At 58.9% G+C, this 23110-nt stretch carries 18 protein-coding genes; 7 read left to right on the forward strand and 11 right to left on the reverse strand.

The genetic code is table 11. The annotated features are described in order from the left end of the window. The 9 genes from AC5S3R_RS15965 to AC5S3R_RS16005 all read right to left on the reverse strand — a co-directional run bounded on the left by AC5S3R_RS15965 (position 1) and on the right by AC5S3R_RS16005 (position 13260). On the reverse strand, positions 1–954 hold the full coding sequence (locus tag AC5S3R_RS15965) for a COX15/CtaA family protein (RefSeq protein ID WP_494268149.1): 954 nt from the start codon (positions 952–954) through the stop codon (positions 1–3). Between the two features lie 515 nt (positions 955–1469). Continuing rightward, a complete protein-coding gene (locus AC5S3R_RS15970; RefSeq protein ID WP_494268150.1) occupies positions 1470–2666 on the reverse strand; it encodes an acetate/propionate family kinase in 1197 nt (398 codons plus the stop codon). Positions 2667–2796: 130 nt separating this feature from the next. Continuing rightward, complete coding sequence (locus tag AC5S3R_RS15975; RefSeq protein ID WP_494268151.1) at positions 2797–5187, reverse strand: phosphoketolase family protein; 2391 nt, start codon at positions 5185–5187, stop codon at positions 2797–2799. A 156-nt stretch (positions 5188–5343) separates the two neighbouring features. After that, positions 5344–6408 (reverse strand): acyltransferase family protein, encoded by a 1065-nt coding sequence (locus AC5S3R_RS15980; protein ID WP_494268152.1) that lies wholly within the window; start codon positions 6406–6408, stop codon positions 5344–5346. 361 nt (positions 6409–6769) lie between these two features. Then, positions 6770–7624, reverse strand: coding sequence for a pyrroline-5-carboxylate reductase (proC, locus tag AC5S3R_RS15985; protein ID WP_494268153.1), 855 nt, complete (start codon positions 7622–7624; stop codon positions 6770–6772). Positions 7625–7722: 98 nt separating this feature from the next. After that, positions 7723–9132: a GGDEF domain-containing protein gene (locus tag AC5S3R_RS15990; protein ID WP_494268154.1), complete on the reverse strand. Its 1410-nt coding sequence runs from the start codon at positions 9130–9132 to the stop codon at positions 7723–7725. A 259-nt stretch (positions 9133–9391) separates the two neighbouring features. Then, entirely contained in the window at positions 9392–10909 is a 1518-nt protein-coding gene (locus tag AC5S3R_RS15995; RefSeq protein ID WP_494268155.1) for a GGDEF domain-containing protein, read from the reverse strand. Between the two features lie 123 nt (positions 10910–11032). Next, on the reverse strand, positions 11033–12031 hold the full coding sequence (locus AC5S3R_RS16000) for a DUF885 domain-containing protein (protein ID WP_494268156.1): 999 nt from the start codon (positions 12029–12031) through the stop codon (positions 11033–11035). A gap of 287 nt (positions 12032–12318) precedes the next feature. Continuing rightward, the gene (locus AC5S3R_RS16005) at positions 12319–13260 is read right to left on the reverse strand and encodes a sigma-54-dependent transcriptional regulator (RefSeq protein ID WP_494268157.1); all 942 of its coding nucleotides are present in this window, start codon (positions 13258–13260) and stop codon (positions 12319–12321) included. A 215-nt stretch (positions 13261–13475) separates the two neighbouring features. Here AC5S3R_RS16005 and AC5S3R_RS16010 point away from each other — a divergent pair, with 215 nt between their 5' ends. The 3 genes from AC5S3R_RS16010 to AC5S3R_RS16020 all read left to right on the forward strand — a co-directional run bounded on the left by AC5S3R_RS16010 (position 13476) and on the right by AC5S3R_RS16020 (position 15993). Further along, positions 13476–14054 (forward strand): TetR/AcrR family transcriptional regulator, encoded by a 579-nt coding sequence (locus AC5S3R_RS16010; protein ID WP_494268158.1) that lies wholly within the window; start codon positions 13476–13478, stop codon positions 14052–14054. Positions 14055–14063: 9 nt separating this feature from the next. Then, positions 14064–14972 carry a haloalkane dehalogenase gene (locus tag AC5S3R_RS16015; protein ID WP_494268159.1) on the forward strand — a complete coding sequence of 303 codons (909 nt, stop codon included), beginning with the start codon at positions 14064–14066 and terminating at the stop codon, positions 14970–14972. 112 nt (positions 14973–15084) lie between these two features. Next, complete coding sequence (locus tag AC5S3R_RS16020) at positions 15085–15993, forward strand: 3-keto-disaccharide hydrolase (RefSeq protein ID WP_494268160.1); 909 nt, start codon at positions 15085–15087, stop codon at positions 15991–15993. A gap of 86 nt (positions 15994–16079) precedes the next feature. Here AC5S3R_RS16020 and AC5S3R_RS16025 read toward each other — a convergent pair whose 3' ends face one another. Continuing rightward, positions 16080–16835, reverse strand: a complete 756-nt coding sequence (locus AC5S3R_RS16025; RefSeq protein ID WP_494268161.1) for an ABC transporter ATP-binding protein — start codon at positions 16833–16835, stop codon at positions 16080–16082. A 146-nt stretch (positions 16836–16981) separates the two neighbouring features. Next, complete coding sequence (locus AC5S3R_RS16030) at positions 16982–18352, reverse strand: efflux RND transporter periplasmic adaptor subunit (RefSeq protein WP_494268162.1); 1371 nt, start codon at positions 18350–18352, stop codon at positions 16982–16984. Positions 18353–18606: 254 nt separating this feature from the next. On the opposite strand from AC5S3R_RS16030, the gene AC5S3R_RS16035 reads away from it, so the two are divergent. The 4 genes from AC5S3R_RS16035 (at position 18607) to AC5S3R_RS16050 (ending at position 22981) form a co-directional block, all read left to right on the forward strand. Further along, entirely contained in the window at positions 18607–18846 is a 240-nt protein-coding gene (locus tag AC5S3R_RS16035) for a FitA-like ribbon-helix-helix domain-containing protein (protein WP_494268163.1), read from the forward strand. Beyond that, the gene (locus AC5S3R_RS16040; RefSeq protein ID WP_494268164.1) at positions 18843–19259 is read left to right on the forward strand and encodes a type II toxin-antitoxin system VapC family toxin; all 417 of its coding nucleotides are present in this window, start codon (positions 18843–18845) and stop codon (positions 19257–19259) included. Before AC5S3R_RS16035 ends, AC5S3R_RS16040 begins: the two co-directional genes overlap by 4 nt. Before the next feature lie 159 nt (positions 19260–19418). Further along, positions 19419–21152 (forward strand): GWxTD domain-containing protein, encoded by a 1734-nt coding sequence (locus tag AC5S3R_RS16045; protein ID WP_494268165.1) that lies wholly within the window; start codon positions 19419–19421, stop codon positions 21150–21152. 110 nt (positions 21153–21262) lie between these two features. Further along, positions 21263–22981, forward strand: coding sequence for a carboxypeptidase-like regulatory domain-containing protein (locus tag AC5S3R_RS16050; protein ID WP_494268166.1), 1719 nt, complete (start codon positions 21263–21265; stop codon positions 22979–22981). Positions 22982–23110: the final 129 nt, after the last annotated feature.

Genomic DNA, 23110 nt, shown 5'->3' on the forward strand with positions numbered 1-23110 from the left:
TCAGGAAACCGGTTCCAGCGTGACGCGGGCCGTTAGCACTACCAGCGCGGCCCACAGCACGTCCGCTCCCAGCAGATGCGCTACTTGTAGCCATGTTGGCGCGAGCATGAAGATATCCAGCACGCCGAGCAGATATTGAATAGCCAGCAAGACCAGTACAAGCGCGGAGAGGCCACGGTTGTCCCAGTGTGCGGTCTTTTTGGATGCACGTACCAGTAGCCAGATTAGGAAGACGCTGGAGAGGAATGCGACTGTGGGATGCGTCCAGCGCCAGCGGAGTAACCAGTCGCTGGTGGCGGAGAAGTCCTGCGCGAAGGCAGTGCTGACGGAGCTTGCGGGGAAGAGCGTATCGCCGAGTGCGGCCAGCGATCCAGTGACGCCTACGACGAGTACGATGACGACGGCAAGCATGGCGCCGATGGGAGTGGTGAGACGTACCGTGGTGCGGGTGTAGCCGGTCTTGCGGCTCAGTAGATGCGCGGTCAGGGTGAGCGAGGCCAGCATCAGCAGCGTGTTTGTAAAGTGCAGGGCGAGAAACGGCGGACGCAGTGGAGACTGGCTCTGCGCGGTGAGGCCAAGGATTACAAGCAATGCGCCGAGGATAGCTTCAACGAGTGTGAAGATGACAGCCGCACTTGCCGCAGCGCGTGCCAGATGGCCGCGCATAGTGCTTGCGAATGTCCATATGAGTAATCCAACAGCTGAGAAGAGGGAAATTCCACTCGTGATACGATGCGTGAATTCGATGATGGTATCTATGCGGGGCGAATGCTGCACTATGGTGCCGTTGCAGAGAGGCCAATGGTCACCGCAGCCCGCACCGGATCCGGTAGAGCGTGTTAACGTGCCCCACAAACTCGTCGCAATGAAATAAGCGAGAACAGCCCATGCGAAACGCCGCAGGGCAGGCGAAGGAAGCTGTTGGGTGCGAACCGGAATGGCGACGGTAATCATGGGAACATTCCAGTGTAGAACAGATGCGGAGCTGTATCGATGTGCGGGGAAACACAATGACTTGTTTTGCTCCGTGTGTATGCGCACAGTGGGGCGTTTTTCCAGGCTGTTTGTTTTGTGTGGGTTGTGGGGGATTGCACAGGGACTGTGCAGTTTCTTTATGCGCGAACTGTGGAACTGTGTAAAAGGCAGGGACAAGGGACAAGTGGGGTGTGCCTGCCATTGACGGCATTGGGTTCTCCTTTCTTTTTGGGGTAGCGAGTTAGCGGAAAAACAAACGGCCCGATTCCCAAGGAATCGGGCCGTTTGTTTGCTTTACTTCAGCTTATTTTTAGTTTGGCATAAATGACCATAATTGAGCGCAAACTTGGCCAGGATTTTTGCTTAATGGAATCAATGAGTTAGAAAATATTTTCCGACTTAGGGCTTGACAAGGGGTTTTCCATAGGGAGACCGGGGATAGGGAGCTCCCAGTTCCTGTTCCGTGTATCAAGTGGGCAATGTCTGGCACGCTGCTATCTGCTGAGCAGGCGCACAACGTGGTTCACAATCATCAGGTCTTCCGCGGGAGGGATGACGCGAATTGTTACCGGGGAGGCTTCTGCTGAGATCGTAGCTGCGCCTCGTACATTGTTTCGCTCGGAGTCGAGAGCAATGCCCAGCCCTTCCAGACCGGCGCAAATCTCCGCTCGCGTTGTAGGGTCGTAAACACCGATGCCGCCGGTGAAGACCAGCATATTGAGGCCGCCCAACTCGGCGATATATGCGCCGATGAATTTGCGGATGACGTGAGTGAATTCTTCTACGGCGAGACGTGCATGCGCATTGCCGCTGGCGATGGCGGCGCGGAGGTCGCGCATATCGCTTAATCCGCCGCTGACGCCGAGCATCCCTGCTTTCTTCGCCGCGATGACTTCGAGCTTGTCGGCGGCTTCACTGGTGTTGGGAATGGTCTCCGCGAGTTTGCGCAGGATGAAAAGCAGTACGCCGGGATCGATGTCGCCGGTGCGCGTGGCGCTGATGATGCCGCCGGTTGGCGTCAGGCCCATCGAGGTATCGATGCAGATGCCGTTGCGAATGGCTGAGATGGAGCAGCCGTTGCCGAGGTGCGCGACGATGAGTTTTTCCGGAACATTGGGCTGCAACTGGTGAACGATGGATTCGTAGGAGATGCCGTGTGCGCCGTAGCGGCGTACGCCCATGGCGGAGTACTCCTGCGGAATGGGCAGTTCGCGTGCGACTTCCGGCAGTGTGCGGTGGAACCATGTGTCGAGGCAGACGAAGTTAGGCACGTTGGGGAAGAGGCGCAACGACTCGCGCATGAGGAAGATGGCGATGGGCGTGTGCAACGGCGCGAAGGCTGCATAGTGCTCCATCTCGTCGATGAGTTCGGGAGTGATGCGCTGATTTTCCTGCACGGTGGGACCGCCGGCAACCATGCGGTGGCCGATGGCCTGCGGCGTGGGGAATTTGTCGGAGTGGAGTGCTTCGGCGATGAGCGGAAATGCGTCGGTACGGTGCGGAATGGCTTGCGCGTGGTCGATGAGTTTTGTTCCGGTTGCATCGCTGATCCAGAACTTGCCCTGATCGGTGCCGATGCCTTCGACTGCGCCTTCGTAGAGACGTGTGCGGTCGTTGCCGGCGGCTTCATAGATGGAAAATTTGATGGAGGAGGAGCCGCTGTTTAAGACCAGGACCGGCAAAGAGGGCATGCTGGTGAGCCTCGCGCAAATGAGATAGAAATGGCCGCATGAGTGCGGCAAGGCTAACGATACATTGCGGTTCCTCTGTGAGCTGTGTTTTAGAGCACACAGCTCACAGAGGGTTGTGTCGCTATCAGCCTTAGCGCTCGCCGGGCCAGCGCCAGTTTTTCACTTCGGGCAAATCATCGCCGTTCTCGGCCACGTAGAGCTTGTGGCGTTGAATCTGCTCGGAGTACCACTGGTGCGCCGCGTCTGCCTGCGCGGCAAGGCGCGGTGTGCGGATGATGGCATCGACCGTGATCTGGAAGCGGTCGATGTTGTTGAGCACGCACATGTCGAAGGGCGTGGTGGTTGTGCCTTCTTCCTTGTAGCCGCGCACGTGGATGTTGTTGTGGTTGTGGCGGCGATAGGTAAGCCGGTGAATGAGCCACGGGTAGCCATGGAAGGCGAAGATGACGGGCTTGTCCTTGGTGAAGATGGCGTCGAAGTCTTCATCGGACAGGCCGTGCGGATGCTCGGACTGTGGCTGCAGCGCCATGAGATCAACCACGTTGACGAAGCGGATTTTGATGTCGGGGATGCGCTCGTGAAGGATGGTTACCGCCGCGAGTGCTTCCAGCGTGGGGATGTCACCGCTGCAGGCTAACACCACATCAGGCTCGCCTTCGTCGCTGGCCCAGTCCCAGATGCCTGCGCCGATGGTGCAGTGGCGGATGGCTTCGCCCATTTTGAGCCACTGCGGGGCGGGCTGTTTTCCGGCAACGATGAGGTTGATGTAGTGCTTGCTCTTGAGCGCGTGGTCGGCTACGGAGAGCAGTGTGTTGGCATCGGGCGGCAGATAGATGCGGACAACATCGGCCTTCTTATTGAGCAGGTGGTCGATGAAGCCGGGGTCCTGATGCGAGAAGCCGTTGTGATCCTGCCGCCAGACGAGCGAGCTGAGCAGGTAGTTGAGCGAGGCGATGGGCTTGCGCCACGGAATCGACCGCGTGGTTTTGAGCCACTTGGCATGCTGGTTCACCATCGAATCGATGATGTGAATGAAGGCCTCATAGCAGGAGAAGAAGCCGTGGCGGCCGGTGAGCAGGTAGCCTTCGAGCCAGCCTTGGCAGAGGTGCTCGCTGAGCACTTCCATGACGCGACCGGTTGGAGAGAGGTTCTCGTCCACGGGCAGAGTAGCGGATTCCCATGTTTTGCCGGTGACAGGGATGGTGTCCTGAAGGCGGTTGGAGGCGGTTTCGTCGGGGCCAACGATGCGGAAGTTTTTGTTTTCCTGGTTTGCCTGCAGAACAGCAGCGAGGAACTTGCCGAGGACGCGAGTGGATTCTACGTCGGTATCGCCACGTTTTTTAATTTCGACGGCGAAGTCACGGAAGTTGGGGAGTTGAAGGGGCTTGAGCAGAAGGCCGCCGTTGGCGTGGGGGTTCATGCCCATGCGCAGGCGGCCCTTGGGAGCGATGTCTGCGTATTCGGTGCGGAATGTGCCTTTGTCGTCGAAGAGCTCTTCGGGCTTGTAGCTCTTCATCCACTCTTCGAGCAACTTGAGGTGGTCGGGCTTTTCGCGCAGTTCGCTGAAGGGGACCTGATGGGAGCGCCAAGTGTTTTCGACGGGCTTGCCGTCTACGGTCTTGGGGCCGGTCCAGCCTTTGGGCGTGCGCATGATGAGCATGGGCCAGCTTGGGCGCTCGGTGACGCCTTCTTCACGCGCGGCCTTCTGGATGGCTGCGATGCGGTCGAAGATGGTGTCGAAGATGGCGGCGGCTTGCTGGTGGAGGGTTTCCGGGTTGTCGCCTTCGAGCGTGAAGGGTTCATAACCGTAGCCGCGCATCAGGGCTTCCAACTCTTCGTGAGGAATGCGCGAGAGAATGGTGGGGTTGGCGATTTTGTAGCCGTTGAGGTGCAGGATGGGCAGCACTGCGCCATCGGTGGCCGCGTTGAGGAACTTGTTGGAGTGCCAGCTTGTGGCGAGGGGGCCGGTTTCAGCTTCGCCGTCGCCGACGACGCAGGCGACGATGAGGTTGGGATTATCAAAGGCTGCACCGTAGGCGTGGACGAGCGAGTAGCCGAGCTCGCCGCCTTCATGGATGGAGCCGGGGGTTTCTGGCGCGACGTGGCTGGGGATGCCGTAGGGCCAGCTGAACTGGCGGAAGAGGCGCTTGATGCCGTCGGTGTTGCGCTCGATGTGGGGGTAGACTTCGGAGTAGCTGCCTTCGAGGTAGGTGTTGGCGACGAGGCCGGGACCGCCGTGGCCGGGACCGATGATGTAAATCATGTCCAGCTCGCGCTGCTTGATGATGCGGTTCCAGTGCACGTAGAGGAAGTTGAGGCCTGGAGTGGTTCCCCAGTGGCCGAGCAGGCGCGGCTTTACGTCGTCGAGGGTAAGCGGGCGCTGGAGGAGCGGGTTGTCCTTCAGGTAAATCTGGCCGACGGAGAGGTAGTTTGCGGCACGCCAATAGGCGTTCATTTTCTGGAGTTCGTCGGGGCTCAGGGGGCCGTTGGCAGAGACTTCGGGGACTGCAGTTGCGCTCATGTTCACCTCTTTTACGGAGAATCGCGTGCCACAACAGCGTACACCCATTGCAGCGGGCTATAGAGTGATGGATGTCCTTGAACAGGCAAAGGTCGCCTGCTTTTTGGGTTAAAAACAGGATTGCTGGGGAGGATGGGGTTGCGTGTGAATGTCCTGCTAAAAGAATCGCTTGAGGCGGAGGATGCGGGACTCGAAGCCGTACCAGAGGGCGGCGGCGATGGCGGTTGCGGCGATGAGGCGGAAGGCTACTACGGCGAGGTTGCCGGCGATGCTGGGGCCGGTTCCGGGTGCGTCCATTTTGGCGTCGAACCAGCCGAAGTAGATGAAGACGAAGATGTGCGTCATGTAGAGGCCATAGCTGATTTTGCCGTAGAAGGGCAAAGGGCCGCGGCTGAGCAGCCAGTTGAGCGGGCTGCGGGAGCCTGTGGATGCGAGGCAGGCTATGAGCGTTCCGGCGAAACCAATAGTGAGTGCCGAGTCGAGGAAGGCTGTGCCGCCAGCGAAGGAGGATGCCGCGGAGAAGCCGAGGCCGATGCTGAAGCAGCCGATGGTGAGCCAGGTGCGGCGGTCCCAGTTGAGGGTGTGCAGCGCGAGTGCGATGAGGCTGCCCATGGCGATGCCGTCGAGGTGCGTTAGCGTGTGGGTGGGCGTTATCCATGCGTGATGCGTAAGGCGCATCAGCGGGCTGGAGATTAGGGCAGCTAGCAATGGGATTGCGAGAAGCAGAGGATGCTTGAGCAAGCGGACGATTGGCGCCCATATGACGTAATACTGCTCTTCGATTGCCAGCGACCATGTGGGGCCGATGGCTGCGGGGAGCGTGAAGTGGAAGAGGTTTTGGATAAAGAGCGCGTAGGCCCACCATGGGGCGGTGCGGATGGACTCCCAGACTGGCGCGCCGATGAACCAGTCGGCTTTTAGGTAGCAGACGGCTAAGGCGAGGATGTAGACCGGCCAGATTCTCAGGATGCGGCGGGCGTAGAAATTCTTAAAGTAATGCGGCTTGGACTGCGATTCGAGAAGGATGGATGTGATTAAGAAGCCAGAGAGGACAAAGAAGAGGGTTACGCCGCTCCAGCCCCAGAGAGATGCGTGGTAGATGGGCGTGCCGATGAGGCGGGTTTTGCAGTGATAGAAGAAGACGCCGAGAACTGCGAGGCCACGTAGGCCGTCGAGCTCGGGGATGTGCCTGGGGAGCCAGATTGGGCGTTGAATCTTCAATAGGTTGAATTTTGTGGTTTCCCACCCATGCGCGAAAAGCTGCGCATGGGTGGGAAACCCGGCTCATTTTGTCTTTCCTGCTTTATGACTTTGGCTCAGCGAAGCCTTCGAGAATCCAGCCGGCGAGCCAGAGTATGATACCGAGCCCGAAAAAGGATGTTCCGCAATAGATGGCCATTAACATTAGCACTCCCAGAGCGGGGTCAAGCGATACATGGCTTCCAATACGGCTCAAAATATTATTGAGAAACACAAGGAGCAGCAATACCGCTATGATGCCCAAGGGCCCTAACATCAGAGTACGGCCCGCCCGCTGCAGGCGGGCTACTCCTCCAGCAATATTCATGGTCCCTCCCCAAAATTATCCGGCGGCTAGTTGCTTGGCTCTTTCCGTTGCGCGCATTACGGCTTTGATTAACGTTACACGAAGGCCGCCTTCTTCCAGTTCGAGAATGCCGTCTACTGTGCAGCCTGCGGGGGTGGTTACGGCGTCTTTCAACAAGGCTGGGTGGTAGCCGGTTTCGAGAACCATTTTGCCTGCGCCGAAGACGGTTTGCGCGGCTAGCTGTGTGGCGATGTCGCGCGGAAGACCGACTTTGACGCCTGCTTCCGCCAGCGCCTCAATGATGATGTAGACGTAGGCGGGGCCGGAGCCCGAGAGGCCGGTTACGGCGTCCATGTGCTTTTCATCGACGATGACGGTGCGGCCTACGGTCTCGAAGATGCGCTGGGCCAGTTCCAACTGCTCGGGCTTAACGAAGCGGCCTGCGCAGAGAGCGGCGATGCCTGCTCCGAGAGCGGCGGGCGTGTTGGGCATGGCGCGGATGACGGGAATTTCCATGCCAGCGGCTTCTTCAATGTCGCGGGTCTTCACGCTGGCGGCGAAGGAGATGAGCGTCTTCTTTGGCGTGAGCGCGGGCTTGATTTTTTCGATGAGGGCAGGGACCTGAAAGGGCTTGACGCCGAGGAGAATCAGGTCCGACTGGCGCGCGGCTTCGAGGTTGTCGGTGGAGACGTCTACGCCCCACTGCGAGCTGAGCGCGATGGCGCGGTCTTCGTGTCCCACGGTTGCGTGAATCTGGTCTACGGCAAAGAGGTTCTGCTTGAGGAAGGCCTGCAGGAGGATTCCGCCCATTTTTCCGGCGCCAAGCACGGCTGCGCGGACGTTGGGGAATTGAGCCGGGGTTTCGGTGGCTTCGACTGCGATTTCCGCCATGGTTTTTCCTTGCTTTCAGGGAACAGAATGAGGTGCTTGCAACAGAATAACGGGGTATAGGGGGCAGGGTACAGGGTATCCAGCAGCTAACCCGGCGTTCAGTTGACGTGGGTGGGCTGAATTTTCAGGAACTCGACGCGGTTGCGGCCGTTTTGCTTGGCTTGGTAGAGGGCGGAGTCGGCGGCGCGAATTAGCTGGTCTGGGTTTGGGCCTGGGTTGGAAGCTGAGCTGTAGTCCGGATGCGCAGCCTCTTCTGCGTACCATGTGGAGACGCCGATGCTGGCGGTGATGGGGCAGAGGGAACCGGCTGATGGGGCGGCTTCTTTGGCTATGGCGGCGCGAAGGTTACTGGCGACAGTAAATGCGCCGTAGGCGTCGGTTTCCGGCAGCAGAATGGCAAATTCTTCGCCGCCGTAACGCGCAATCAGGTCGGCGGGGTGGCCTAGCGTGGCGCGCAGAATTTGTGCGGTGTGCTTGAGGCATTCGTCGCCAACGATATGGCCGTAGGCATCATTGACGCGCTTGAAGTGGTCCACGTCGATGAGCAGCAGAGAGAGCGGGGTGCGGCTGCGGTTGGCTCGTTCCCATTCCATGAGCAGGCGCTGGTCAAAGCTGCGGCGGTTGGCGATTCCGGTGAGGCCGTCGAGAAGCGCGATTTCCGCGAGGCGGTTGCTGACGTGTTCGAGAGCGACGTTGGCGCGTTGAATGCGGTTTTGGAGCATGGCGGCGCGAAGGCCATAGAGGATGAATACGCCGAAGATGAATCCGATGGCGACGGCGAAGTGCTGCCGGGCGATGATGGCGCTGAGTGCGATAACCGAAAGGCTGAGAAAGACCGGGCGGGCGTTATCAATGAGGCGAATCAATGTAGAGCGGCGATCCGCGGACGAACGCGGCGCGGCGGAGGACATGAAGATGGCGGAGAGAGCGAGTGCCGCCGAGGGAATGTCATTGAGCGCATCCACGCCGTTGGTCAGGTTGTATTTGCCGACGAAATGGTTATAGATGCCCGAGGTGATGGCGTAGAGCGAGGTGTAGATGAGGATGGAGCGGAAGAAGCTGTACTCCGAGGGCGCCTGCGAGCCAAAGAAGAAGCGCAGAGCTGCAAGCAGCATGATGGCCAGGTACTCGAAGTTGTAGACCAGTTCAAGCGGCGCGTAGGGCATGGCCTGCGCGGGACTGGGAACAAAGGGGAGGGCGTTGAAGAGAGCCGCGTAGGCAAGGTAGCTGCAGGCGGCGGCCTGCACGCAGTCCAGCAGGAAGGTGGAGCGGACGAAGACGCCTTCTTCCGGCAGGGCGATGGCGAGCAGGATGGGCACGAAGGCGGAGAAGAAGAAGAAGTCGCCGATGGAGGCCATGGTGGGCGTGGCCCGGAAGAAGATTTCCGCAGGGGCTTCCACGGCTGCGGCAACGAAGATGCAGGAGACCGAAATGGCCGCGAGCCGCCAGTGGGTGCGAACTGTGGGAGGGCAATGGAAGGAACGCCATGTGCAGGAGATGGCTGCCATGAGGGACCAGGAGCTCCAGAACGCGTAGGAAATGGCAAAGCCGGCGTGGGGAAGGAGGGTATTCAGCAGGGCATGGACACAGACGGCCACAACGCTAAGGGAAATAAGCGCAGCAGGCCCGGTGTGCCAGGGGCGTTTCAAAACCAAGGTACTCCTGATAAGGGCAAAGTAGGACAGCAAAAGTACAACCAAGTCGTACAGGTGGGGGTACAACCAGCATAGCAAAAACAGAAATCTAATGTGTTAAGAGGGGTGCCGGCTATTTTGCCACGAGAGAGGAGATCTTCAGGGATTCGATGCGATCCCTGCCGTTTCGCTTTGCAAGGTAGAGTGCGCGGTCGGCGGTTTCGAGAATCTGTTCGGGGGAGATGCCGTCGAGTCCATCCCAGGTGGTGATTCCGATGCTGACGGTGATGGGATGGGTGGGGGCGGATGGCAGCGCGTTTTCTGCCAGTATGAGGCGGATGTTGTTCGCAATGGCCTCGGCGCCGGCGAAGTCGGTTTCCGGCAGAAGCATGGCGAATTCTTCGCCGCCGTAGCGCGCAACGATGTCCCCGGTACGGTGCAGGGTGGAGCGGAGAGCGCTCGCGAGGAAGCGGAGGCACTCGTCGCCGGCGAGATGGCCGTAGGTGTCATTGACGTTCTTGAAGTGGTCGGCGTCGATGAACATGAGGGAGAGCGGGCGGTGGTAGCGGTTGGCGCGGTTCCACTCGGAGTCAAAGCGCTGATCGAAGCAGCGGCGGTTGGGGAGTCCGGTGAGGCCGTCCTGCAGGGCGATTTCGGCGAGGCGGTCGCGGGCCTGCTCTAGCGCGATTTGCGTTTGCTGGAAGTGAGTTTGCAGAATGATGGACCGGATGCCGTAGATGAGGAAGGCTCCGGCGGTGAAGGCGATAGCGACTTCGAGATGATGCACGGCGACGATGGCGCAGAGCGTGACGAGGGTAAGGCTGAGTAGGATGGGGCGGGCGTTGTCGATGGTGAGTGAGATGCTGTGGGGGGTCGGCTTATCGGTGCCGAAGACGGGAAGCCTGTCTACGAGCAGGGCTCCGAGGATGAGCAGGACGAAGGGAATGGTTACGAGCACGTCGAGCCAGCCCAGAGTAGTGCCGTTGCCGAGGAGATGGTTGTAGCCGAAGAGGCAGACACTGTAAATCCAGAGGTAGACGACGAGCACCTGGAAGAAGCGGCGGTCCTGGATGCTGCGCACGCCAAAGGCCAGTCGCGCGGTGGCCAACAGCGTGAGAACCACGTTTTCGACGTCGTAAACCAGGTTCATTGCGGTTTCGGGAATGGGCTGCCCCGGCTTGTCTGAGAAGGGGAGCACAGAAAAAAGCGCGGCGTAGGCGAGGTAGCCGATGGCCAGCACTTGCAGCGCATCCAGAAAGACGAAGAAAGGGAGAGATTTTTCTTCTTCCTCTGGCATGGAGACGATGATGAGCAGCGGGATGGCGAAGAAGAAGTAGAGGAAGTCTTTGAGCGTGGCGCTGATTGGCTCGGCGTGGTCGATTAGAACTGTGACTGCGTCCATGCAGTCGGCGATGAGCCAGAAGACGAAGCCCGCTGCGATGAGGCACCACTTGATTCTTGTGCTGCGGGGGGATTTGGCGGCGCGCCAGAGGCAGGCGGCCAGGGCCAGGATGTTGGTGCCAAGGAAGAAAGCATAGGAGAACTGGAGGACTGCGGCCGGGAAGAGCAGGCAGAGGACGGGATGCGCGCAAACGACGGCCAGCGACAGCAAGATGAGTACAAGACTGCTGTGGAACTGGCGTTGCGACACCCGTTACGCTCCTATGGCCCTGATTTTATGGGAGATTTTCTCCGGTGTTACATAAAAGTATCGGGTATAGCGAAGGAAAAAATCAGCAAAAGTGCTTAGTTCTTTCGTAATAGCAACAAATTGCTACTTTTGCGTGGTCGCCTGGCTTTGAATCCAGGCGTTGATGTGGTCTTCAAGAACGTGTGCGGGCAGGGTGGCGTAGCCGGAGAGCGTGTCATGGAAGGCGCTGAGGCGGAACCTGGAGCCGAGGGCCTCTTCGGCCTTGTCGCGGAGAGTGAGAATGGCGATCTTGCGGGACTGCAGGGTGGGAGATTGCACGTTCGCGGATTGGGCCGGGGTGGCGGAGCCGGCTGCGGGGAGATAACTGACGGTGAAGAAGCGAACGAGGCGCTGGTAGGCGGGAAGGACCTGCTTGGTGATGGCGGCTTCGGTTTCGGTCTGAATGCGCTGCTGCTCGGCTGTAGGAATGGCGGCGGGGAAGTGCTTGAGGGGCGCGGCGAAGGGAGAGTCTTCCGGTTTGGCTTCGGCGAGTTGCTTAACCTGCGTGAGGGCGCTGTCGAGGACGGCTTTTTGCGGGACGCGGTGGTCTTCAATGCCGGTTCCCATGTTGGCGATGGTCTGGTCGATGGCGTCGGGCAAGGCATGGAGGCGGGCGGTCCAGTCGTCGTAATCCTTGACGGTGGAGAAGGGAAGCTGGTCGGCGAGGTCTGCGTACTGCGTGAAGACGCCGCCGTCTTCGTTGACCGGGGTTTCCCAGTCGCGGTTGCTGGAGGCTTCTATGTCGTTGGCTAGCTGGGCCATCAGGTCTTCGCGGGCTTTGGCTTCGGCGGGAGTGAAGCCGGTGGGGTCCACGGCGGCGATTTTAAGGAGGTAGTCCTGCTCGCGGGCGGTCCAGGAGTTCTGCGCGCTGGGGGAGTAGTCGGTGAGCTTGTCGTTGTAGCGCGTGTCGCCGATTTCCGAGGCGAATTCTGGGGAGTGCTCAAGGACGGCGTCCCAGTATTGCAGGGAGAGAGAGGCGAGGGCTTTGCGGCGGTCGTCGAGGGAGGCGGCAGGGGAGCCTTGCGCGTGGGATTGCGGGAGGAATGTGGATAGCGCAAGGGCGAACAGGGCGATACGACGCATTTCGATGGGAACCTCTCTGTGTTGAGTTTATTGGACGGGAAAGGTGGGGAACAGAGAGTAGGGAATAGGGAGTAGGGAGTAGAAAACAAAAGCAAGACCTTCCCTGTGCCTGAAAAATGGCTACGGTCAGGATGACATCGCTATTTTTTGTGGGAGAACTGAGATGGGAGAGCTGGCGGTGTGTGTATTCCCGGTCTCAGAATCGAGACCGGGGGCACTCGAGGTTTTTGCGGTACTCGCAGAGTGCAGGGAGGGCATTTCTGCACCCTTGTACCACGTTCCCTGCTTTAATGCGTTATCGGCGACTCGTTTTCGAGCAGGCGGTAGAGGGTGGAGCGGCTGATGCCTAGCTGGCGGGCGGCGCGGAGTTTGTTGCCGCGGTTGAGGTCGAGCACATATTGGACGTGGCGGTGGATTATGTCGTCGAGAGTGAGTGGCGCATTGGGCTGCGTTATGTTTGCTGCGCTGGCGTGGGGCTCACTGGACATTTCGCCGGGAGAGGGCAGGGACAGGTCTGACGGTTGGATAGTGTCGCTGCTGGACTCGAGCATGGCGGCTTCCAGAACGCTGGCCAGCTCGCGGACGTTGCCGGGCCAGTTATGCTGCAGCAGGCGTGCCAGCGTGCCGGGGCCGAGTGTGACGGGGCGCTGCTGGTAGCGGGCGCAGAGGCCGTCAAGAATAGCTTGCGAGATGGGGGCGATATCCTCTTTGCGCATGCGCAGCGGCGGCACGGCAAGGCGGACGGCGGTGAGGCGGAAGGCGAGGTCAGGCATGAGCTGGCCCTGTCCGGCCATCTGGCGGAGCGAGTTCTGTGAGGAGGCCACGAGAAGGACGCGGTTACCGGGGCGGTTTTGCAGGCCCTTGAGCACGTTGAGCAGGAGGCTCTGTCCGGGCGGGGTGAGCAGGTCTACGCGATCCAGATAGATGAAGCCGGCGAGGCGCGCGGGGTCGCAGTCGCCGAGTAGCCATTCGCGGGCATCGTGGCGCTCGAAGGGGGAGCGCGAGAGCGGCGAGCGGCTGAGGAGATGGCGGGCGAGGGTCTGCTTGCCGGAGCCCTGTTCGCCTTCAATGGAGGCAATTTGTACGTGCGGGGCGGCGGTTTCTGCCTGCAGGAGAAGCTTGCGCCATGCGGCGCTGATGCCGGCGGATTCCGTTATGTCAAAGGATGGGTGCGCGGGGCCCGGGAATTGCGTAGGTGTGGACATAGTAGTTTGCATCGTGGTGCTCATGTAGCCGCCTCCGTTACTTATGGAGGGCCTGAAAGGGCCCGGTGGCCTGAATGCGGCCAGCTTTTGTTTCATCGGCGGGCAGATGGAGAACGTTAGAGGCAGGGAGTAGAAAGCAAGGGATAAAAAAGCGCTCCCGGCGCAAAAGCAAGGCTCTGTTCGTGAGACATTCCATTTTGTAGTTGATTTTTAATACGTACGTACGTATTATACTTTTCATGAGTAGAGATTCCCTTCGCGAAGAGATTCTGAATGCCGGACTCAAGGTGATGTTTCGGGCGGGATATGCAGGGGCGACCGTGCGGGATATATGCGAGGCTGCGGGGGCGCCTCATGGTTCCTTTACCAATCACTTTCGCTCGAAAGAGCAGTTTGCAAAGGAAGTGCTTGACCGCTATTTTGCGAACCTGCAGGGGTATGTGAGGGCGGCGCTGGAAGACAGGTCTGTCACGCCGCGAAAGCGGTTGCAGAACTACCTGGAGACGATCAGCAATGTGCTGGCCGGCGATAACTGGAGCTGCGGGTGTTTGATTGGCGACTTCAGCATTGAGATCAGTTCCCAAAGCAAGCTTTTGCGCCAGAGGCTGGAGGCAATCTTCGAGGAGTGGCGCACGCCGTTTGCCGCGTGCATTACGGAGGGCCAAGCCATTGGGGAAATCGACGCCACATTCGATCCGATAGAGCTTGCTGATTTTTTACTTGCGTCCTGGGAGGGCGCAATTCTCCGCATGAAGGTGGAACGCGGCCCTGCTGCGCTCGAACGTTTTAGGAAAATTGCTTTTCAAACCGTGTTTTAAGGAGCAGAAATGACTGTCTTGTCTGATGTCACTTTGCCCAGGATGAATGTTCTGGATTCCACGATGGCCTATCGGGAAGCGGGAGATAAGGACGCTCCGGTTGTTCTCTTTCTGCATGGGAATCCTACGTCTTCGTATATCTGGCGGAATATTCTTCCGCTGGTTGCTCCGGTGGCGCATTGCATTGCGCCGGACCTGATTGGGTTTGGCCAGTCGGGGAAGCCTGATATCGAGTATCGCTTTGCCGACCATGTGCGATATCTCGATGCGTTTCTTGAACAGGCCGGGATTACGTCGGCTTATGTGGTTGCGCAGGATTGGGGGAGCGGGCTGGCGTTTCATTTGGCGGCGCGCAGGCCGGAGTTTATTCGCGGGCTGGCGTTTATGGAGTTCATCCGGCCCATGCCTACCTGGAATGACGCTGATCCGGGACAGGTGGAGACTTTTCAGAAGTTCCGAACGCCGGGTGTGGGCGAGGAGATGATTCTGGATCGCAACATGTTTATTGAGGGGGTTCTTCCGGCGGCTACTGTGCGGAAGCTTACGGAGGAAGAGATGGCGGTTTATCGAGCGCCGTTCGAGACTCGTGAGTCGCGGCGGCCTGTGTGGAAGTTTCCGAATGAGCTTCCGATTGAGGGAGAGCCGGCGGATGTTTATGCGCTTGTTGAGCAGGTGCATCTCGCGTTGGCGGAATCAACTTATCCGAAGTTGCTGTTTGTGGGCAATCCGGGGGCGTTGATTTCGCCTGCATTTGCGGAGGGTTTTGTGAAGGGTTTGAAGAACTGCAAAGTGGTACAGCTTCGCTCAGGGCTGCATTATCTGCAGGAGGACCATCCGGATGTGATTGGCAACATTGTTCGGGAATGGCTGGTTGGGCTGGGGATTGAATCGGATGCGAAGCAGAAGCTGGCTATCTAAGAATTTCCAGCCGATGCTTCATTTTTGTTGAAAATGCTGACGCAGATGGCTTGGCGTTTCCGCTACACTCCCTCTATTGAAAAATATTCTCAATTGGGAGGCGTGAAACGCCATGGCCACTTCGCATTGCCTGTATCTCCGTATTGCTTGCCGCTCACTTTTGCCTGCTGTTGCGTTGGGGGCTTGCACGTTGGCTCTTGCGGGCGGGCTCGTGGCTCAATCTGTTCCGCCTGCGTTGGAGGCCCCGCCAGCGGGACCGCCGGGAGTGGGGGCGCATGGCGAGAAGCTTGTCGGCATGCCGAGATTTCACGAGCCTGCGCCTTATGACATTCACGAGCACACGGGCTACAAGCAGATATTTGATGGCAAGAGCTTGAGCGGATGGGATGCGGACCCCAGCATCTGGCGTGTCGAAGGCGGCGTTATGGTGGGTGAGACTTTCGAGGGGAAGCCGAAGGGGAACAACTATATCGTTTATCGCGGGGATAAGACGCGTGACTTCGATTTGAAGCTACAGATGAAGATTGAGAAAGGCGGAGGCGGCGGTATTCAGTATCGCAGCGCCACGGGTGTGCCGTGGACTCGGCCGCAGCCTGCGGGGCAGCCACCCTACGACTTGAAATTTATGATGACTGGGCCACAGGCTGACTTCTGGTTTCCGGTGAGTGCAGCGGCTGCGTCGTACTCAGGCCAGTGGTACTCGGAAAATACGCTGCAGGGCATCCTTGCCTATCGCGGACAGGTTACGGAGGCGTTGCCGGGGCAGACGAATCGGCTGGTTGCGAATATCGGCGACAGGCAGGCACTGGGCGGCTATGTAAAGGTCAACGAGTGGAATGACTACGAGATTATTGCGCGCGGCGACGTGATGATGCACATTATGAATGGTCAGTTGATGGCTGTCTTCATTGATGACAACCAGGATTCTGCGAATAATCAGCCGGGGCTTATCGGGTTCGAGATTGAAAGCGAGCCGTGCAAGATTTCTGTGCGCAATATCTGGCTGCGGAAGTTCGATTAGTGATAAGGCTCTGATTCAAAGCAAAACAAAACAGCGCTGGCTATTACGCATATAGCCAGCGCTGTTGTTTTCTTGTTCCTGGTCCCTTAGCTTTGGAAGCGCTTGCTGGGGGTGTCGGAGAAGATTTGGCCGTCGCGGATGTGGACTACGCGGTGGGCGAACTCAGCGATGTCGGGCTCGTGGGTTACGAGGACGATAGTGTTGCCCTTGGCGTGGAGATTGTCGAAAAGCGCCATGATCTCGACGCCGGTTTTGGAGTCGAGGTTGCCGGTGGGTTCGTCGGCCAGGATAATGGACGGGTTGTTGATGAGGGCACGGGCGATGGCGACGCGCTGGCGTTGGCCGCCGGAGAGCTCGTTGGGCTTGTGCATCATGCGCTCTTCAAGGTTGACGCTGGCGAGTGCAGCTTTTGCGCGCTCGGTGCGCTCGTGGGCCGGGGTGCCGTTGTAGATGAGCGGCAGCTCCACGTTGTGCAGCGAGCTGGCGCGGGAGAGCAGGTTGAAGGTCTGGAAGACGAAACCAATCTCCTTGTTGCGAATGCGGGCAAGCTGGTCGTCGTCGAGATCGCTGACAAGCTGGTTGTTGAGCCAGTACTGGCCCTTGGAGGGCGTGTCGAGGCAGCCGATGAGGTTCATCAGCGTGGATTTTCCTGAGCCGGAGGGACCCATGATAGCTACGTATTCGTTGCGCTTGATGCGCAGCGAGACGCCGCGGAGGGCGTGCACCTGCTGCTCGGAGCCCATGTCATAGGTGCGCCATAGGTCTTCTACCACGATGACGTCGCCCTGGTCGGGCGCGGTGATCACGGGGGCTACTTCAGTTCCGACGGTGTCGAGGGCCATGCTCATTGCTTTCAGTGGTCAGTAATCAGTGGTCAGTGGTCAGAATTCGGGGCGATGATGGGGCAGGTTTTTTGCTGACCACTGACCACTGAAAACTGACACTGTTTTGACTTACGCAGAGTTGTTTCGCTTTGTTCCGTTCGGCGCTACGTCGTGCTGTTCGGCGTGGGCGGTTTCTGTGTATCCCGTTTGATGAGGGCGTTCTCTTTCAGGACTCGCAGAGTTTTGTAGGGGCCGGTGACGATTTCGTCACCCTCCTTGAGGCCGCTGAGCACTTCAATCTGCGTGGCGCCGGTGATGCCGGTGGTGACGGGGACGAAGTGCGTGCGGAGGCGGCCGCTCTTGTCCTTGTTGACCACGAAGACACCTTGCTGGTCGGGTGTTCCGGCTGCGGGCTTGGTGGCGGCCTGTACGTTGGCCGCGCCTGCGGCGGGTGCTTCCTGCGGCTTGATGGTGAGCGCCTGGATGGGCAGCGCGAGGACGTTGCTCTTGGCCGCGGTGGTGATTTTTGCCGTGGTGGAGAGGCCGGGGCGGAGCGCGTCATCAGGCTGGTCGAGCGTGACGACTACCTTGAAGTCCTTGGCTTCTTCTGTGCCGCTGGTGGACTGCGAGGTGGCTACGCCGGTGGAGCGGAGTAGGGCCTGGTCACCGACGAGGGTGACGTGGCCTTTGAAGACGCGTCCGGGGATGGCGTCCACGGTGACGTCGGCGGGCTGGCCGATTTTGACGTTGACGATGTCGGTTTCGTCTACCTTGACCTCGGCGGTGATGACGCTCATGTCGGCGACGGTCATAAAGGTGGAACCTTCGGTGTTCTGGATACCTTCAACGACGGTCTCGCCTTCGCGGACGGGCTGGTTGGTGACGATGCCGTCAAAGGGGGCGATGGCGTTGGTAAGGTCGAGCGCGTTTTTGTTGGCGCGGAGGGTGGCGACCTGTGTGCCGAGGTGGCCGCGGGCGGAGGCGGTGTTGGCCTTGGCCTGGTTGAGCGCGGCAACACGCTGATCGACGGTGGCGACGTCGGTGTCGTAGGCGGCTTTCTTGGCGTCATAGTCCTGCTTGGCCATGATGCCGGCCTGGTAGAGATTCTGAGCGCGGCTCCAGTCGAGCTGCTTCTGTTCGAGGTCAGCCCTGGCCTGCTCTACGTTGGCCTCGGCAGTCTTTTCGGCGGCCAGGTAGCCGTTGATGTCTGTCCGGGCGGCGGAGATGGCGGCCTGCTGACCGGCGACCTGCGCTTCCTGCTGGACGTTTTCCACGGTGGCGACGAGCTGTCCCCTCTTCACGTGGTCGCCTTCTTTTACATAGAGATGCGTGATGCGGCCCATGGCAGTGGCGCCGAGGTTGGCGTAGGTTTTGGGCTTAATCTGGCCGGTGCCGCTGATGACGGTAGTGAGGTCCTGGCGCGAAACCTTGGCAGTGAGAACTTTTGTGTAGCCAGACTGCTGCTTGATAACCATAAAGGTAATCAGACCGGCCACCACAAGCACAGCAAGGACAATCAAAAGGATTTTTTTCATGGGGAGTTCAGGCTCCGTGGAAGATACGACATCCAGTGTACGCAAAAAGAAGGATTGTTGTTCCGGGAATTGCGAAAAGCAAGGGAGTAGGGAACAGGGAGTAGGGAATAGAAAACTTCTGGAGGAGAGTTTTCCTTTAATAAGCAAATGAAGATGGCGGGAGAAAAGATATGGGAGAAAGAGAATTCGACATGCGATATCATTAAAGTCAATATGACAGCATTGCTGTCGTTCGCTGGAGGTGTTGTTGCTTTATGGCAGTGGTAACAGTTCGCAATCTCGCGGAGGAAACGCATCGGGCATTGCGGGTGCTGGCGGCTCATCATGGGCGGAGTACCGAGGCGGAGATTCGCGCCATTCTAGATGAGGCTGTGCGGCCGGAGAAGCGCACTCGCATCGGTTCGGAGCTTGCAGCCTTCGGGAAGAAGTTCGGCGGGGTGGATCTGGATATCTCGCGGGCCGGGGCGGAGACTGATGAGGCTACGTTCGATTGATTATTCTCGATACGAATGTGGTTTCAGAATCCCTGAAGCCCAGTCCGTCCGAGCGCGTTTTGGAATGGCTGGATGAACAGTCGGCTGAAACACTGTATTTAACCTCGATTGCCTGGACAGAGATTCTGGCGGGTGTGGTTATGTTGCCGGACGGCAAGCGGAAAGCAGGCCTGCAGTCCGGGTTAATGGACCTGATTGAGCGCCTATTTGGTTCCAGAATTCTGCCCTTTGATTATTCTGCGGCGGAACGCTATATCGAGATTCTTGCGCAGACGAGCAAAGCTGGGGTGAGTATCTCCGTAGCGGATTGTCAGATTGCGTCGATAGCCCTGTCGCGCGGGTTTCAGGTGGCTACAAGGGATGTGGGACCGTTTCTAGCCGCTGGAGTATCGGTCATCAATCCCTTTGAATGATTCGATATGTTGACGTTCTCCGCGCATTTCCGTCCTACTCTTTAAGTTTTCTATGCAGGCACTTCTACTCGTCAGTGCGGATTTGCTTGCCGGGGCTGTTTGGGGAACGTAAAATAGGGCAATCAGAATCGGGGAAGATTCAGGAGTTTCTTGAAGGCCATGATGTCCAAACGTTGTTCCTTGCTAGTTGCCGCCATTGCTTGCGGCTTTGTCGCCGTGCCCGCTTCCAAGGTGGCCGCTCAGAATCCACCAGCGCAGCAGCCTGCGGCTACGGAACAGGCTCCCGCGCAAGGACAGGAAGTTGATCCTCTCAAGCGCCAGCGCTCGGACAAGGAAACCTTCCAGGCCCGCAAGGAACTGAAGCAGGAGTTGAAGGGCGCTTACAAGACCTGGCTTGAGCAGGACGTAGCCTACATTATTACGGACGAAGAGCGGAAGGCCTTCAAGAGCCTTTCCAACGACGAAGAGCGCGAGGCGTTCATCGAGCAGTTCTGGCTGCGCCGTAATCCGAATCCCGATTCTCCTGAGAATGAGTACCGCGACGAGCACTATCGCCGCATTGCCTACGCCAACGAGCACTTTGCTGCCGGCAAGCCGGGATGGAAGACGGACCGTGGTCATATCTATATTGCGTTTGGCAAGCCGGACTCGATTGACTCGCACCCTTCGGGTGGTTCGTACCAGCGCCCCATTGATGAAGGCGGCGGTGAGACTTCGACCTTCCCGTTTGAGACGTGGCACTACCGCTATCTCGAAGGCATTGGCGACAACATCGATATCGAATTTGTGGATACCTGCCAGTGCGGCGACTACCACTTTACGATTGACCGCTCCGAGAAGGACGCGCTGCTGCGCGTGCCGGGCGCGGGTCTGACGCAGTGGGAAGAGATGGGCATGGCGAAGAAGGCTGACCGCTTCAAGGGCGGCGGCGAAGCGCTGGGCCTTGGTCCGCAGGCGAGTGGGCAGAACTCCAAGGAGTTTGACCGTATTGAACTGGCGGCGAAACTGTTTGCGCCTCCGCCGATCAAGTTCAAGGATCTGGAAGGCTTTATCTCCGAGCACACGATTATGAGCGGGCCGCCGTTGCCGTTCGATGTACGGACGGACTTTGTGAAGGTGACCGAGAGCACGGTGCTGGTTCCGGTTACGCTGCAGATTAAGAACCGCGACATCACCTTTGTGACCAAGGACGGCGTCTCGAAGGGCGTGGTGAATATTCTTGGCAAGGTGACGACGCTGACGCACAAGACGGTGCAGACCTTTGAGGACGTCGTGGAAGTGACAGAGCCGGCGGAACTGCTGCAGCAAAAGCTGGACCAGAAGTCGATTTACTGGCAGGCGTTGCCGCTTCGCCCGGGCCTCTATCGCCTGGATGTTGCGATTAAGGACGTGAACAACCCGGACCACGTGGGCGTTTATGGCCGCGGCATCAACGTGCCGACCTTCACCGATGACAAGCTGTCCACGTCGTCGCTGATTCTTTCCGACAACATGACGCCGGTGGATTCGCACTCGGTGGGCACGGGTAGCTGCGTGATTGGCAATACGAAGATTTGTCCGCGCGTGCAGGTCAACCCGGCTACTCCGGTGAGCTACAAGCGGAACCAGAATCTTGCTTTCTGGATGCAGGTGTACAACCTGGGCATCGACGAACAGAGCAAGAGCAATATGGCGACGGTGACGTATCAGATTGTCGATACGGCCACCAACAATGTGATTTTCGAGAAGCAGATGGATTCCAAGGAGTTAGGGACGCACAGCGACCAGCTAACGGTGGAGAAATCGCTTCCGATTGCGGGGCTGAGTCCGGGCAAATACAAGGTAACCATCAAGGTCAACGACACTATTTCTAAACAAGAGATTGCGCAATCGGCACCTTTTGTCGTGGAATAGTAACAATTCCTCCGCGCAAGACCGCTACCCGGCTATGAGCCGAGGGCAGGTGCGGAGAAAATGAAATGATTTTTTAGCCAGGACGCCGCGCAGTCACAGTCAAACGAAGAGTGATTTTACGCAGGCTCCATTTCGCGTTGTTTCTGCTGCTGGCAACCGTAGCTGCTGTGCCCACCGTGGCGCATGCGCTGGCTGGTGCGTCGGTAAGCGGCGTGGTGCGCAACTCTGCCGGCGTGCCGCAGATGGGCGCGCAGGTGCAGTTACTGCGCCCGGACCTGACGGTAATTGCCACGGTCACGACGGATAGCGATGGCGCTTTCAGCTTCCAGTCTCTCTTTCCCGGAAAATATGCAATCAAGGCGATGGGCGCATCCTTTCTGCCCGCGCTGCGTGAGAATGTGCGGGTGCGCACGGGAACAGTCGTGAGCATGACGCTGAACACGCTCTATGAAGTGATGCAGTGGCTGCCGAGCCAGCCGCGCAATGCGGGTACGCCGAAGGACGATTGGGCGTGGACGCTGCGTTCGGCGGCGAACCGTCCGCTGCTGCGCTGGCTGGAAGATGGTCCGCTGGTGGTCGTCTCTGAGGGCTCGAATGCGAAGCCGAAGCTGAGAGCGCGGCTGGTGGCGAGCGGCCAGCAAGGCAGCTTTGGTGAAAACGGCGAGCGGATTTCGGTGGAAGTAGAAGAGACGCCGTCGCAGAGCCGCGAGCTGCTTGCTCGTGTCGATTTTGACCCGTCAACAGATGCGGGTATGGAATCAATGCTGGGCTTCCGGCAGGACCTTGGCTTTGCGGGTGCGGTAGAGTCGGTCGCGGCGATTGCGGTGCATCCAGAGATGGAAGCTGGTGGCGCTGAGGGGCTGGAAGAGGCTTCCGTCAAGACATCCGAGCGCATGAGCTTTGGCGACCTGGCAGACGCCGAGGTTGGCTCGCAGCAAGTGCTGGCGCGCTTCTCGTCAAATGAGCCGGGAAATCCGCTGGGCGCGAAGACGATTTTTGCGGCTCTGCCTTATGCTGACGTGGATTGGCGCAAGGGCGACTCGACGATTCGCTACCGCATGGCGACGGCGGTTCCGGCTATTGGCACGGATGAGTCACGAGCGGCGGGCATGCTGCCTGCGCTGGCCGTGAGCAACGGCAATCTTGTGATGGAGCATGGCCTGCACCAGGAGATTGGCTGGGAGCGGCGCACGGAAAACGGTACGGGCCTGCAGGTGCTTGTCTATGCGGATTCGATGAGCAACCCGGTGCTGGAAGCAAGCACGCGCAGCGCGAGCGGCAGCACGGTTGCCGCGGATGCTTTGCTGGATAACGAAAGCGGCCTGATGCGTACGGCTGGGCAGGGCTTTTCTACGGCGGGCGTGATGGCCACGTTTGAGAAGCGTCTGCCGGGTGGCAATTCGGTTCGGCTGAGCTATGCCAATGGCGATGCGTTGGTGATTCCGGTGGCGATGCGCGGTGCGATGCCGCTGGCAGCCCTGGTGGCAGCGGCGCGGCCCAAGCGGGCGCAGATGTACTCGCTATCGCTTTCCGGCACGATTGAGGGAACGGGCACGCGCTGGCGTGCAAGCTACCGCTGGCAGCCGGAAGATACGCTGACGCGCGTGGCGCCGTTTGCGCTGGATGCCGCAGAGCCCTTCCTGAACCTGCATGTTCGGCAGCCTATGTGCCGCACGCATGGCGAGCACACGCGTAGCATTGACGCGATGATGGATGTGCGGAATCTGCTTGCGCAAGGCTACAGGCCGTTTGTTCTGCCGGATGGTTCGGTGCTTGTGTTCGCACAGGATCAGCGCAGCCTGAGCGCGGGTCTGGCATTCACTTTCTAAGGCAATGTTCGCGGAGTAAGCGGTGCTTGCAAAGTTAGTCTCACTGCGTTTTGGAATCCACAACTTTCTGTGCTATATTCATTGAGGTGGTGAGAGCAGTTGTTGTGCTCTGCGAGCGCTTCTCAGGCG

The organism is Occallatibacter sp. FHG110214_02, from assembly GCF_059115385.1.